Annotated in this window: 10 protein-coding genes and 1 tRNA gene; 6 read left to right on the top strand and 5 right to left on the bottom strand. The window is 64.8% G+C overall.

The annotated features are described in order from the left end of the window. The first annotated feature begins 103 nt into the window (after positions 1-103). Together MRBLWH11_RS01225 and MRBLWH11_RS01220 are read left to right on the top strand one after the other, a co-directional pair. Positions 104-832 (top strand): FadR/GntR family transcriptional regulator, encoded by a 729-nt coding sequence (locus MRBLWH11_RS01225; protein ID WP_341946406.1) that lies wholly within the window; start codon positions 104-106, stop codon positions 830-832. A gap of 86 nt (positions 833-918) precedes the next feature. Further along, a tRNA-Ser gene (locus MRBLWH11_RS01220) sits at positions 919-1,007 on the top strand. A gap of 22 nt (positions 1,008-1,029) precedes the next feature. Here the strand turns inward: MRBLWH11_RS01220 and MRBLWH11_RS01215 are convergent. Both MRBLWH11_RS01215 and MRBLWH11_RS01210 read right to left on the bottom strand, forming a co-directional pair. Continuing rightward, a complete protein-coding gene (locus tag MRBLWH11_RS01215; RefSeq protein WP_341946405.1) occupies positions 1,030-2,181 on the bottom strand; it encodes a tyrosine-type recombinase/integrase in 1,152 nt (383 codons plus the stop codon). A 246-nt stretch (positions 2,182-2,427) separates the two neighbouring features. Next, positions 2,428-3,063, bottom strand: a complete 636-nt coding sequence (locus tag MRBLWH11_RS01210) for a hypothetical protein (protein ID WP_341946404.1) — start codon at positions 3,061-3,063, stop codon at positions 2,428-2,430. 73 nt (positions 3,064-3,136) lie between these two features. Between MRBLWH11_RS01210 and MRBLWH11_RS01205 the strand changes: the two genes are divergently transcribed. Continuing rightward, positions 3,137-3,391 carry a glutaredoxin family protein gene (locus MRBLWH11_RS01205; RefSeq protein WP_341946403.1) on the top strand — a complete coding sequence of 85 codons (255 nt, stop codon included), beginning with the start codon at positions 3,137-3,139 and terminating at the stop codon, positions 3,389-3,391. Positions 3,392-3,437: 46 nt separating this feature from the next. Here the strand turns inward: MRBLWH11_RS01205 and MRBLWH11_RS01200 are convergent, their stop codons facing one another. Both MRBLWH11_RS01200 and MRBLWH11_RS01195 read right to left on the bottom strand, forming a co-directional pair. After that, positions 3,438-4,532, bottom strand: coding sequence for a zeta toxin family protein (locus tag MRBLWH11_RS01200; protein WP_341946402.1), 1,095 nt, complete (start codon positions 4,530-4,532; stop codon positions 3,438-3,440). A 537-nt stretch (positions 4,533-5,069) separates the two neighbouring features. Next, positions 5,070-7,205 carry a hypothetical protein gene (locus MRBLWH11_RS01195; RefSeq protein ID WP_341946401.1) on the bottom strand — a complete coding sequence of 712 codons (2,136 nt, stop codon included), beginning with the start codon at positions 7,203-7,205 and terminating at the stop codon, positions 5,070-5,072. A 180-nt stretch (positions 7,206-7,385) separates the two neighbouring features. On the opposite strand from MRBLWH11_RS01195, the gene MRBLWH11_RS01190 reads away from it, so the two are divergent. The 3 genes from MRBLWH11_RS01190 to MRBLWH11_RS01180 are packed head-to-tail and all read left to right on the top strand — an operon-like array spanning position 7,386 to position 11,915. Further along, entirely contained in the window at positions 7,386-10,415 is a 3,030-nt protein-coding gene (locus tag MRBLWH11_RS01190; RefSeq protein ID WP_341946400.1) for an AAA family ATPase, read from the top strand. Beyond that, on the top strand, positions 10,412-10,675 hold the full coding sequence (locus MRBLWH11_RS01185; RefSeq protein WP_341946399.1) for a hypothetical protein: 264 nt from the start codon (positions 10,412-10,414) through the stop codon (positions 10,673-10,675). Before MRBLWH11_RS01190 ends, MRBLWH11_RS01185 begins: the two co-directional genes overlap by 4 nt. Positions 10,676-10,679: 4 nt before the next feature. After that, a complete protein-coding gene (locus MRBLWH11_RS01180) occupies positions 10,680-11,915 on the top strand; it encodes a hypothetical protein (RefSeq protein ID WP_341946398.1) in 1,236 nt (411 codons plus the stop codon). Positions 11,916-11,929: 14 nt separating this feature from the next. On the opposite strand, the gene MRBLWH11_RS01175 is transcribed toward MRBLWH11_RS01180, so the two are convergent. Continuing rightward, entirely contained in the window at positions 11,930-12,193 is a 264-nt protein-coding gene (locus tag MRBLWH11_RS01175; protein WP_341946397.1) for a hypothetical protein, read from the bottom strand. Positions 12,194-12,295: the final 102 nt, after the last annotated feature.

Genomic DNA, 12,295 nt, shown 5'->3' with positions numbered 1-12,295 from the left:
GTGATCGCGCAGGGTTTCGTCCGGTGCGCATCATCCATACTGCACAACCGGTTGACCAATTTCAAGTCGCTCGTGGTATTTCGGTGACGGTAGGTTGGCAAGCATGCCCGCGTTTCCCGGTGAACCCGTCGACGACATCGCCGCTGCGCTGACCGCGATCCCCTCGGGCACGCCGGTGTCGGAGGTGGCCCGTCGGCTGCTCGATCTCTTCACCGGCGGATCCATCGCCCCTGGCACGCGCCTGCCTCCGGAGCGCCAGCTGTCGGCATCGCTCGGCGTCGGTCGATCCGCCGTGCGCGAGGCGCTCGCCGCCCTGGAATTGCTGGGGATCGTCGATGTCCGCCCCGGCTCCGGCACCTACCTCCGGGGAGCGGCGAGCGAGCTGCTGCCGCAGACTCTGCGCTGGGGCCTGCTGATCGGCGAGCGCAACACCGCCCAGCTGCTGGAGCTGCGCGAGGGCCTCGAGATCTTCGTCGCGCGCCTGGCCGCGGCCCGAGCCGACGCCGCGATCATCGAGCGACTCGAGAAGAGCGTCGAGCGGATGCGGGCGAGCATCGACGACCTCGCCACCTTCGCCCGCGCCGACCTCGACTTCCACCACGCGCTCGCCGAGGCGGCGGGGAACGAGACGCTGACCGATCACGTGCACGTCGTGCGATCGCTGCTGCAGGTCTACGCCGACCGTGCCGTGCACGACCCCGCGCACGCCGAGCAGGCCGTCGCCGAGCACGGCGCCGTGCTGGATGCCGTCCGCGCCGGCGATCCGGATGCCGCGGCATCGGCCATGGCGATCCACATGTCGACCGCGACCACGCGTCTCCTCGGCGCCTGACGGCGGCGCTCATCCGCTCGGTTCGTGCCTGCCCATCCGACCCGTTATGATGGCTAGGTGCATCCGTGCTTTCGGGTCGGATGCCTGGAGACGTCGCATAGTCCGGCCGAGTGCACCACCCTGCTAAGGTGGAGTCCCCTCACGGGGACCAGGGGTTCAAATCCCCTCGTCTCCGCAGTAGAAGTCCTGATCAGGGGCTAGATTCCGAACCCTGATCCATCGCGATTCGGGTGCATTGCTGGCGATTCTGAGCCGAATGTGTACGTGGAGTGTACGGGCCGAGGAGATTCGGTCTCGGCGGTGGCGAGTCGGCTAGCGAAATCTCGTCGCTGGCCCTCGCCGAGGACATGTGCGTACGTCGTCAAGACAGTGCGCGGATCATCGCCGAGGTACTCGGCGACTTCGTTGATGGGGGTGCCGAGGCGCAACCACGTCGACGCGGCGTAGTGACGGAGGGCATGGCGGCGGAAGCCGAGTGGGAACTTACGTGCGACCCCAACCTTAAGCTGGCCGCCGAATTGGTTCGTGAAGAGATAGTCGGTCCTTGCCTTTCCTGCCGCGTGGGCCTGGAAGATCTCGAGTCCGCGCGGTGACAGAGGGACTGATCGGGTTCCGCGCCAAGACTTCGGGGACTTCTCGTCGTACCTGTCGGAGTGCGATCGGGTCACGTCCAGCTGAGGAAGGCCGTGATCGCTGAGCCAGCTCACGCGGATCGCTCGTGCTTCTCCCCAGCGGACGCCCGTCAACGCCATGAACTCGAACACATCGGCGATGTCCGAGCGGCGTTCACGCAGTGCGTCGATTGCCGACTTGACTTGCTTCGGCGTCGGTATCTCGCTGAGGCTCAGTGACCGTTGAGCGGCCGTACCGAGCTCAGGGATCTTCTTCATCGATCGCACAGGGTGCGCTTGTCGAAGGAGATCTTGCTCTGCTGCGTAGGTGAACAGCGCACCGAATGTCGTTCTAGCTCGCGCGACGGTCGATGGCGCTTTGCCAGATCGAAGCTCGGAGATGAGGTGCTCACGGATCTCATCAGGCTGGATCGACGAGACGGGGCGCACGAGCAGACGCTTCGGCAGCGCCGCAAGGTTGTTGTTGTCGGTATCGATGGTGTGTGGGTTGCCCTTCGCACGCGCCTTCTTGAACATGGCGACGAGCTCGCTGAGTGTCACCGTCTTAGTGGACGGCAGGGGACGCCCGGTGGCCAGAAGGTGCTTCTGCTCGCGTTCCCAGGCCTCAGCATCGCTCTTTCGCCTGAAGGTCTTCGTGGCGACCTGAACTTCGCCGACTTTGACGCGTGCTAGATACCGTGGCTTGCCTGCTTTCGTTCGCCGCGTCTCGATGCTCATGGCGCGACTCCTGCGAGGCGCTCGACGTCAATGCGGCGGTAGATCCGCTTATGCTCTGTGATCTGAACCGGGGGAACCGGGGAGCAACCATGGACCGCGAGAGTTCGGAGCGTGGTCCGATGGATGCCTAGAAGTTGTGCCGCTTCCTCTTCGGAATAGAAGAGGGGAGGCAATGCAGAACGGCGTTCTGATCCAGCCTGCCCGAGGGTGTCGGTATCCGCTATGTCAACGAGGGATGTGCGCTGCCTATTGACCATCTGCCTGGCGGCCGACGTTGTATGTCATCCCGTCCAGGCGCCCGTTGTCGCGAGCCTTCTTGATCCAGTCCGAGGCAGTGCGGTGCGGGATGTCGAGCTCGAGCTGCACCGCGCGCACAGGCGGGATGCCGGCGAGGGCAGATGCGCCGTAGATGATCTCGATGACCTCCATGCGCTCGTCCTTCCCGCCGCGCTTCACCGCCGCTGCGGCCATCCATGGAGGGATGATCCTGCCCTCGCTCGAGGTGAGATCTGCGATCGAGGTCCAGCCCGTCTCGTCCTCGTCAGTGAGGCGGACGGCGATGCACTGGGGGACTGCTGCTTGCAGGATTGCCACGGATGCTGTGCGGCGCAGAGCCTGCTGATCGAAGTCGTCGCGGAACGCGCGGTTGGTGATCGCGGCGACGATGTAGCGTCCCTCGTCATGGCTGTAATGTGCCTCGATCGTGGTCTGCACCCCTGTGGCCTCGTCGCGGGTGGATGCGACGAACTTCGGAGCGATGCGCAGTGCGGACCCGACCGGCTGCGTAGCGGATCGCCACGTCATCATCGTGCCATCGAGATTCTTCACGTCGACCTTCACCCCCTCAGTTTGCCTTACCGCACTGGAGATTCGCAGAACCACTGAGACAAGTGTACGTCTAAGACATCTACATATGTCAATAACTGTTCCTGATGCGCAGATTGGAAGATGGATCATGATCGTGACGGTCTACTCGACATGGCCGTCGTGCCAACGGTGCCGACTCACCTGTCAACGGCTCGATGAGCTTGGCATCCGCTACGACCTTGTGGAGTTGCATGAGGCGCACAACGCGGTCGTGCGTGCGTTCCTCGTCGACGAGCTCGGTTACTGCGAAGCCCCTATCGTCGAGGCGGAGAACGGGCAGATCCGATGGGCGGGGTTCAGGGCGGACCTCATCGATGCTCTCGGACGACGACTGGGATTGTAGAAGCGTGCTGTCGGGATTGATTTCATCTCCGGTGGGCGGTGGGTACTCAGCGTTCGAGAGTCCCTGTCGATGGTGTCGGCTGCATCGACGGCGCCGCGGAGTCCGGGCCCGGTTGCCGATTGAACCCGCGGGTCAGCTCGGCAAGAGCTTCACGGTGCCGCCCCGCCTGGAGCCGTTGAACCTCCGACCCCGTCGGCACAGGAAGTTCGGGAACTACCCGGCGCAGCGCCATCTCGTGCAGGTCGATCAGTGCCTCGCGGATGGGCGTCGGCAGATGGCGCAGCGCCTGCGCGAATTCGGTAATCCGGCGCAGCTCTCCCAGCCACTGGGCGGACTCCAGAGTGGTCATCCGTTCAGCTTGGGCGAGTTCCCATGCTCGAGTCGCTCCCGCGAGCGCTTGACCGTTCGGTGAGCGCTGCTCGTTGAACGCAAAGCCTCCATCGCGTCCCAGCACCGACACGCGATGCACCGCCGGGTCGATCTCGGACGCTGCGATCAAGGCGCGGGTTCCCTCGAGGGTGGCTGCGTGCTCGCGGGGAGAGACGATGCGCGGGGCCTGAAGTTCCCGCATCTGCCTCAGTGCAGTGGAGGTGCTGGCGAGTAGGCTCTCGTCAGCGCGAGCGGCGACGGCTGCGACGTGCACGGTGTAGCCCGACTGCGCGAATCGGTGCGACACAGCCAACGCGGCATCCGGTGACGCGAAAGCACCTTCGAGCAACATCGAGTACCGATGCTCGCGACCGTGCCGCAGCGCGGCCTGCAGCCAGCGGGCTGCGGACTCTGGGAGCTCGCGCTGCCCGTCCGGGGATGACCGGAACGAGGCGTCGAGAAAGCGCGGATGGAACGCCTGCAGCTCTTCCGCCGAGAGCTGCACCGCACCGACATCATGCGCCTGCAAGAGCCGGGGGATCCAACGCCCTGCACCGGAACCGACCTGTCCGGCGAGCAGGATGAACGACGGCTCCGGTTGCTCCGCCTGGCCGGCGAAGAGCGTCTGCATGATCGCCGTGTCTAACGCGTCGCCTGTGAGTCCCGCCAGCGATGCCTTCATCGCTTCGGCGCGCAACCGGAGCTCGGCCTCGCGTTGCGCGTTGAACGTCGAGACCGGACCTGCTCGCCACGGTGAGGACTGCTTCGACACGATGACTCCTTCACTGCGAAGTTTAGTTTCTAGGTTATGGACGAACACGACAGCGAAGCGGAGTCGGGCGGTGTCGCGTCTGCTGCGTACGGGCTCACGCCTGTGCGAGCCGCTCGTTGAAAACGAGGGCACATCGCGGAGGGGGCAATCCCTGCGGGATTGACTTTCGGCTGCAGAGTGTACGGGCGCATTCCTCCTCGTCAAGGCACGCGAAAGCTTCTCGGCCGCGCTGCGCTTATTTCGGCCGAGAACCTTTCGCTCGCCGGCCTTGACGATTCCCCCTCCCCCCGTGATTCAGCAAGGGCCGAAAGGCACTCGAGCGAGGGACGCGACCACACGGCTCCGGTTCCTCGCCTGGTTCACCGAATCCAGACGCAGACAGAACAATGTCCGACATCACCACACAACGACCGGCCACATAGGTGGCGCTGGGACACCTGGGCCGGAGCAGACCGCATACTTCACGGTGCTGTAAAGCGAGGCGACCTGTACTGTCCGCCGCTCGTCGGACATGCTCACGCGGATTCGGCGCAGGGGTTATGCCCCGGAAAGGTCAACGATCAGACCGACACATGCGGATGCGAGACCGATGGCTTGAGCTGTCGCCGCCCACACAAGCTTCGAGAGCTTCGCCTCAGGAGATGAGCACCAACGGTAGAGGACCCATACCCCGCCGAAGAACGCTATTGCCATACCCACAACGATCCAAGTCCAGGCGTCGATCGCGATAGCAATCGCAATCGCTGTTAGCCCGGTCAATCCCATGGCAACCGACCAGAGGACGCGCTTCAGTTGATCGCGCTGCCAATTGACCCTGTCTTTCAGCGCTGAAATCTCTAGGTTCGACGACTCCACTTCAGCCCGCGCCGAGCGTGCTTCGTTCTCCCGGGCGCTCGCAAGCGATTGTGCGGTGACTCGGGATGCTTCTGCTGTTGCCAGGGCGGCGTTTGTGGTCTCGAGTTCAAGTCGCGTGATGCGTTCTTGTCGTTTGGTGCGAGCCTCGAGCACGTCCGCAGCGATCGCGTTCGCGCTTCGTTCGTTCTTGTCGGCATCCAGCGCGAGGTCTAGCGTCATCTGCGCGTAGCGGATGTCGGTCTCGGAACCACCACGTTGGGGAGAGAGACGTTCTGCGAGCTCGAGAGCAACTTCGCTTGGGAATCGTGAGGGGAGAAGCCACATCGCTTCCTCGACGAGTTGCGTCGCTGCCGCTTCGGCGAGCGAAACTACGTCTGCAGGGGGAACGGTTACCGATAGCAAGGTGCTCCATTGCGCCAAACTCAGACTGATGGCTACTTTGTCGGAGCGCTCGAGCGACGCGTATGGTGCGGACAAGTGGCGGTCCGGCGTAATGATCCATCCGCCAGGCCACCGATTTGCTGATCCTTGACGGCGTCGTCGGCGCCAGATGATTGCCATAGATTCCGCATCACGCTGGATGGCGTTGGTGGAGCGATGCGATCCTGCGAGCTCAATGTCGAGCGCCGCCCTGCAGCGGTCGACGTTAGCCCGATCGTTGTCGTTGAAGTGGTCGCGAACGGTCACGCCGAGCTCCTCGAGTCGCGACGAGACCGCCCGCGCGGCGCCGAGCATCTGATCTAGAGACCTGTATGTGCCATCGCGGAGGACTTCGATCGCGTAGGAGGCAAGCTGGTCCGCGGAAAGGCTCGCGTACCACTCCTCCTTTATGCCGCGTGCGTGCGCTTGTTGGAACTGCTGGCGGATCTGAGGCAGCTCGACATCCACCACCCGGATGAGTTCGTCGATCGAATGCTCGCACACGATCACGTCCCAGCCGGCGGAGACAGCGGCCTTGATCGTCAACGCAACTGTTCTGCTTACACGAGTAGGGCCGATCAGATCGAGGAGAACCGGCGTGTCGATAAGTGCGCGCTGCCCGGCGGGAGTGCCGAGTGCGTCGAGGACGGGCGCCGACTCCCGTCCAGCGACATAGGAGTGTAGAACACAGCCGGTGGTGATGTGCGACACCAACTCATCGCCGAAAGGATCCAGCGGATCGAGTGCGGCCAACGTGCATGCTTTCAAGAATTCTACGATGCTTGGGTCGGATTCGATCTCGTCAAGATGGGATAGAACCAGTCTTCGATCTACCTTGCGTGGAGAGAGACGGCGCCCGACGAGGTGATCGACCTTGCCCAAATAGGCATCCTGGGAGGCGGTGATCCCGGTGACCAGAGCACTGACGATTCGCTCCAACCAGAGTTCCGCCTGATGAGGCGTGATCGTCAGCCCGAGGTCCTTAAGAGCCCTGCCCTCAAGAGCGGTTCCGGTTCGCTTGCGTACCTTGCTCACCCAGTCGGCTTGCCGCTGAACATCATCGACACCCCGCGGAGTCAGCTGCCAGAGACGCGCTTCATCAGCGGTGATGACGGGGTGCGCAAGGCCGAGTTCTTCTCCCATCACAAGCGCCGATTCGACATCCTTGGCGTCCACTCGTGCTCCTGGCCAGACCCGGCTGACGAGGCCGTGAAGTTCCTCGACCGACTTGTCGCCGTCTCGAAGGGAATGGCAAGCCGCAGCGAGGATCAGGTCGAACTTTGTGGGCGATCGGTCCGCGCGTACGAGGCTGTGTACGGCGCCAACGAATGCGTATCCGCCGGCAAGGAGTTCGTCTCCGTTCGTCGCGGAGGTTTCTTCAGCGATGTCCCCAGGCATGTCTATTCTCTTCTCTCCCTCTCGCGCCCCAGACTATCGAGGTTCACGACCATGCCAGCGGACAACATGCGCGTGCGGACCTGCTGATCTGACCCGTCCCACATCACCCAGTTGAGATGCACGCAGGCACTTTCTGTGAATACTCTGGCGTGATAGGCAAAAAGGGAGTAGCCTGGCGACGTGCGAGGCGGTCTCGAGCGCTGGAAGCGTGGCGCGGGCTCCCAGGGGGTTCGCCAGGCGATGAGCTATGCGTTCCGTGGGACGTGTGATTCGCACCTGCGAGCATCCGGCGGGGATGCGCTTGCCCGGTACAGCGAGATCGGCGACGCGACGGTCGCACGGTTCACCGTCGCTGCCGGGGCGATCGACCGTGATGAGCTGGACGCGGAGCAGTTGGCCTTGTGGGTTGACGGGTGTGATCCGTTGACGGAGGAGCGACGTGGCCGGCTGTTGTCGTCACCGGATGCGGACCTGGTTCTGGACAGCATCCTGAATGCGGCGAAGTCGTTCAGCATCGCCGCGTTGCTGCATCCTGATCTTGCGACCGAGTACGAGGCGCTGCAGGACCGGTTGCGTGATCGCGTCCTTGTTCTTTGGCAGTCGGAGTTGAACGCCCGGCGCGGCGCCGGCGGTCGAGTGCGCGAATCACTGGCACGGATCGAGGTGGTCGAGTTGCAGCATCGGCGATCCCGGGCGTTGGATCCGCATGTGCATCGGCATCTGTGGTTGAGCGTCAAGGTGCAGGGCGGGGACGGGAAGTGGTCGAACGTCGATTCTCGGGTGGCGATGCGGATGCAGACTCTCGTGAATGCGGAGGGGGAGCTTGCCGCGCGCACGGATCCGCAGTGGCTGCGCGCGCTTGCGGCGCACGGGTACACGTTGGATGCGGATGGGGAGATCGCGGAGCTGAAGCATGTGGTGCGGCCTCTGTCGCGGCGGTCGAATCAGATCGAGGCGAACCGGGCGGTACTGCTCGCGAACTGGCAGGAAGGGCATCCTGGGCATCATCCGGACTTCGATGTGCGGCGGCAGATCGACCGTTACGCGTGGGCGCAGCATCGCCCCGACAAACCCGACGTGATCGATGAGCAGGAGTGGACAACGCTGATCTTGAGCGAACTCGAGCATCTGGATCCGCGCCTCCTCGAGAGGCGACGGCCTCCACGGGCCCCTGCGCCCGGAGTGACGATCGTTGATCGGGACTTCCTGGCACGGTGCGCGGTCCGGGATGCGGATGAACGGTCGAGATCCAGCAATGGCCGCTTCAGCGTTCTGGATCTGCGCGCGGGGGCGGCGCGCGCGGTTGCCTCCGCGGAGCTGGTCGCTGATCGCGACGCGCTGCAGTCGCTGCTCGACGATGTCACTGCCCGGGCCTTGACCTACACGAGAGACCTCCTCCCTGAGAACCCGGACAGGCCGCAGCATGTGAAGGCTCTCGTCACGCGGGCATTCGCGCACCGTAAGACGGAGCTCGCCGCGCACCTCCTCGCGCTCGCGGAGCGTCCGCACTCTGGGCCCGAGACTTCCAAGGTGGGGGTCGGTGAGTTCGCCGCGGGGGAGTGGATGCTGGACGGGACGCAGCGGGCGGCAGCGGACGCGATCGCGAGTGGCGAGAGCTTGGTGACTGTCACGGGTCCGGCGGGTACCGGGAAGACGACGCTTCTGCGTCTCGCTCGCGCCGTCCTGGCCGTGCAGCATCGGGATCTGGTGGTGGTCGCGCCCACCCGTAAGGCGGCTGCGGTCGCAGGTCGAGAGGTGGGAGTGCCGAGCACGAGTATCCACGCGCTGCTGGCTGACTACGGATGGCGGTGGCGGACCGACGACGCGGGAGCGGAGATGTGGTGGCAACTGCGACCGGGAGCTGTCGACCCGGTCACCCACGTCCGTTACCTTGGCCCGCGCCTGTTGCAGGTGGATGGCTCGACGCGGATCGTGGTCGATGAGGCGGGGATGCTGAATCTGGACGCGGCGGACGCGCTGATCCAGCTCGCGCTTGAGACGGGCGCCGGGATTGCGATGATCGGGGATCCGTTGCAGGCGAGTCCCGTGGGCCATGCCGGTGCGATGGAACTCGCTGCGCACCGGGCCGGACGGGCGGTGGAACTCGCTGAGGTGCATCGGTTCGCTGACCCGGACTACGCCACCCTCACGCTGCGGCTGCGCGCCCCTGGCACGCTCGAACAGGCGCTCGCCGTTGCAGCGGACCTGCAGGACGGTGGTCACGTCCGCCGAGCTCACGACCGTCTCGATGCGCGTCAGGTGCTCGTCTCCGGATACTTTCACCACCATGGGAAGTCGCGGAGCGTGGCGATCGTGACGGGCAGCAACGAGGAAGCGCGGGAGATCAACGAGGCCATCCAAGATGAACGGCTCGCGCGCGGTGAGCTGACCCTGGAGCGGGTCGGCGTCGGAGCGGGGGAGCAGCGGCTGTTGGAAGGCGACATAGTGCAGACCCGTCGTAACGAACGTGCGACAGGGATCGAGAATCGCGCCCTGTGGACGGTCGCTCGCGTCGGCCCGTCCTCGATCGACCTGCAACGTCACGACGACGCCACCGACCGCCGGACGATTACCAGCGACTACGCGGCGGAGTACGTGCAACTCGCGTACGCGACCACCGTCCACGGCATCCAGGGCGAGACCACCGATGTCGCACTGGTCGGTCCGGACGTCACCGCGGCCGGCCGCTACGTCGGACTCACCCGCGGGCGCCACCTCAACGAAGCGGTCGTGATCGCCCGCACCGACAGCGACGCCCGCCAACGCCTCGCGGAAGAGATGATGCGAGGACTGCCCGAAACAGAACATGACGACGCCATCCACGGCGCCGCCCATGATCTCGCCCGTGCGGCCCGAGACCCCGCCGACGAAGAGCGTGCCGCCACGACGCAGCTCGCGAGCGCAGTCGGTGCGTGGCTGACTACGGCCCGCAATGTTCTGCGGCGGGCAGACGCCCTCTTCGCGAACACCAACGCCCGCGGCCACGCGCGAACCCGCCATCCCGATGCGCGACCGCTGCGCGACGAGCTGTCGGAGGAAGCCCGTGGGACATTGCGTTCGCGGATCCGTGCTGCGGAAGTGGCGGAAGCTGGCGCGTTCGAACGGTACATCCGCACCGCGGACAGCCCGCCCGTTGCTGATCGCGGCGACCGAGAACTTATGACGGCCGGCGTCAGAGCGCCGGAAGGAAGAGAAAGAGGAATCACATGAAACTGGAGGATGCGGATCTGCTCCTGCAGAAGGTGGGAACGATCGCGATCATGTACTACCCGGACATGCCGGCAGATTCACCCGAGTACCGTCTGAACGACGACATCGACTGGTGCCTCGAGGGCATCGACGGACACGTCACGACGGCGGAGCTGCGGGAGCTGGTCGGACGGACCATCGTCGACCCGACAGGGCACCGGGAAGCTCTCACCGAGCTGGTCTACGGACTGGTTCCCGAGGGCGCTGAGGCCGACGGATGAGATCATGTCCGCCGATGAGAAAGACTATGCAGAGCACCGGCGTGAGGTAGACCGTCGTTGGCGGGAAGCGAACGCCGAGCACCTCCGCGACTATCGGCGCCGCTACAGGGAGAAGAACTCCGAATATCTCGCTGAGCGGGCCCGTGCCTGGCGCGAGGCGAATCTTGAGCGCGCACGGCAACACAACCGCGACTCCGAACGCCGACGATCAGCGCGGCTCCGGCAGCAGCAGGCCCGCAACGCCCGTGCACGTGAACGGTACCCTGAGATCCGCGACCAGCAGATCGAACGCGGACGACGTTTTCGGCGGGAGCATCCGGACAAGGTGTGTGAGTACCAGCGCCGCTACAAGGAACGACACCCGGAGCGGCATCGCGCGAACGCCGCCGCAACCGCGCAACGATACCGCGACGCACACGCGGACGAGATCCGCGAACGGCAACGCCTCGCAGCCGCAGAGCGCCGACGGGCCAACCCCGACGCATACAAGGAGCAGTACGCGCGCAACATCGAGAAGCAACGTGAACGCGGTCGCAACGCGTCACGACGACGAGCCCGCCTGAAGGCGCTCGGCTTGCCGCCCCGGCACGTTCACCGCACCTACGCGGCGGACAAGCGCGCGCACACCGCCGACGCGGACGAGTTCTTCCGACGGCAACGATCGCTTGACATCCGCTCCGCGATCACCCTGGAAGCATCCCACCCGGATGCCCTCGCCGTACCCGACCGGGTCGACACACGTCGCCGGCAACTCCTCCGAGGATCGCCGTCGATTCCTGCCATCGAACGAGTTCGACGGACGGTCCGTGAACCAGAGTACCGGCAGCGACTCCAAGACTGGCAAGACGTGCGTCGCGCGGAGACGCTCAGAGCACGCCGTGCCCGCGACCTGCAGCGCGTCAGGGAATCACACGAGGCCGCTCGCCAGAAGATCCTGGACTCCCGACCCGCGATCTACGAAGGACACCGCCGGCGACGTCAGGCGAAGGTTCGCGAAGAAGTGCGCATGGACTCGATCGCGCGAGCGCAACGAGGACTGCCACCCTACGACCTCGACCGGGAAACACAAGAACGATTGGACGCGGAAGTCGCGGAGACTCTGCGCACACGGCTCGGTGAGGTTCGTGATCGCACCCTGAGGAGAGTCGATGGGGTTCTCGACAAGTACGACCGAGCCGCGCCTCACGGCACCAGCCCCGGCGTGAGGGGCAGTGGGTCAGGGCCGTCCATTGCCAGGTAGCGTCCGGTGTCCGATCAGTAGTAAGTGCGGTGGACGTGCCAGCCGTCCTCGGCCTTGTACACATCGAAGACAAGTGAGAGGCCATCGTCGTTCGTGCCTTGGAACCTCCACCCGCACAGGCCGGTATGCGGTTCGCTGAGCGGCACCGTCCAGTTCGAATGCCGCAACCGGGTCGGGATGTCCGAGACGCGCCACCGCTGGCCGGCGTAGACCATGCGGGCGGGGATGTCGTTTGCCAACCATAGCGTCGCGTGCTGTTCTACAGTTGCGGCGCTCATGAGTTAAGAGTGTAGAACGAATGTTCGATACTTGCTACCACTTATAGTGGTCGGAGGAAGGCGTACTGGCAACGCGAAGCCCGAGCCCACGCCCACGCCTCC

It is taken from the genome of Microbacterium sp. LWH11-1.2 (assembly GCF_038397745.1).
Lineage (GTDB): Bacteria > Actinomycetota > Actinomycetes > Actinomycetales > Microbacteriaceae > Microbacterium.
The sequence above is the reverse complement of the archived record's forward strand: the minus strand, read 5'-3'. Positions and strand labels throughout refer to the sequence as shown.

Excerpts from the sequence above, each read along its gene's own strand:
- MRBLWH11_RS01225 (WP_341946406.1), top strand. The coding sequence starts at position 104 with ATGCCCGCGTTTCCCGGTGAACCCGTCGACGACATCGCCGCTGCGCTG.
- MRBLWH11_RS01215 (WP_341946405.1), bottom strand. The coding sequence starts at position 2,181 with ATGAGCATCGAGACGCGGCGAACGAAAGCAGGCAAGCCACGGTATCTA.
- MRBLWH11_RS01205 (WP_341946403.1), top strand. The coding sequence starts at position 3,137 with ATGATCGTGACGGTCTACTCGACATGGCCGTCGTGCCAACGGTGCCGA.
- MRBLWH11_RS01195 (WP_341946401.1), bottom strand. The coding sequence starts at position 7,205 with ATGCCTGGGGACATCGCTGAAGAAACCTCCGCGACGAACGGAGACGAA.
- MRBLWH11_RS01185 (WP_341946399.1), top strand. The coding sequence starts at position 10,412 with ATGAAACTGGAGGATGCGGATCTGCTCCTGCAGAAGGTGGGAACGATC.
- MRBLWH11_RS01180 (WP_341946398.1), top strand. The coding sequence starts at position 10,680 with ATGTCCGCCGATGAGAAAGACTATGCAGAGCACCGGCGTGAGGTAGAC.
- MRBLWH11_RS01175 (WP_341946397.1), bottom strand. The coding sequence starts at position 12,193 with ATGAGCGCCGCAACTGTAGAACAGCACGCGACGCTATGGTTGGCAAAC.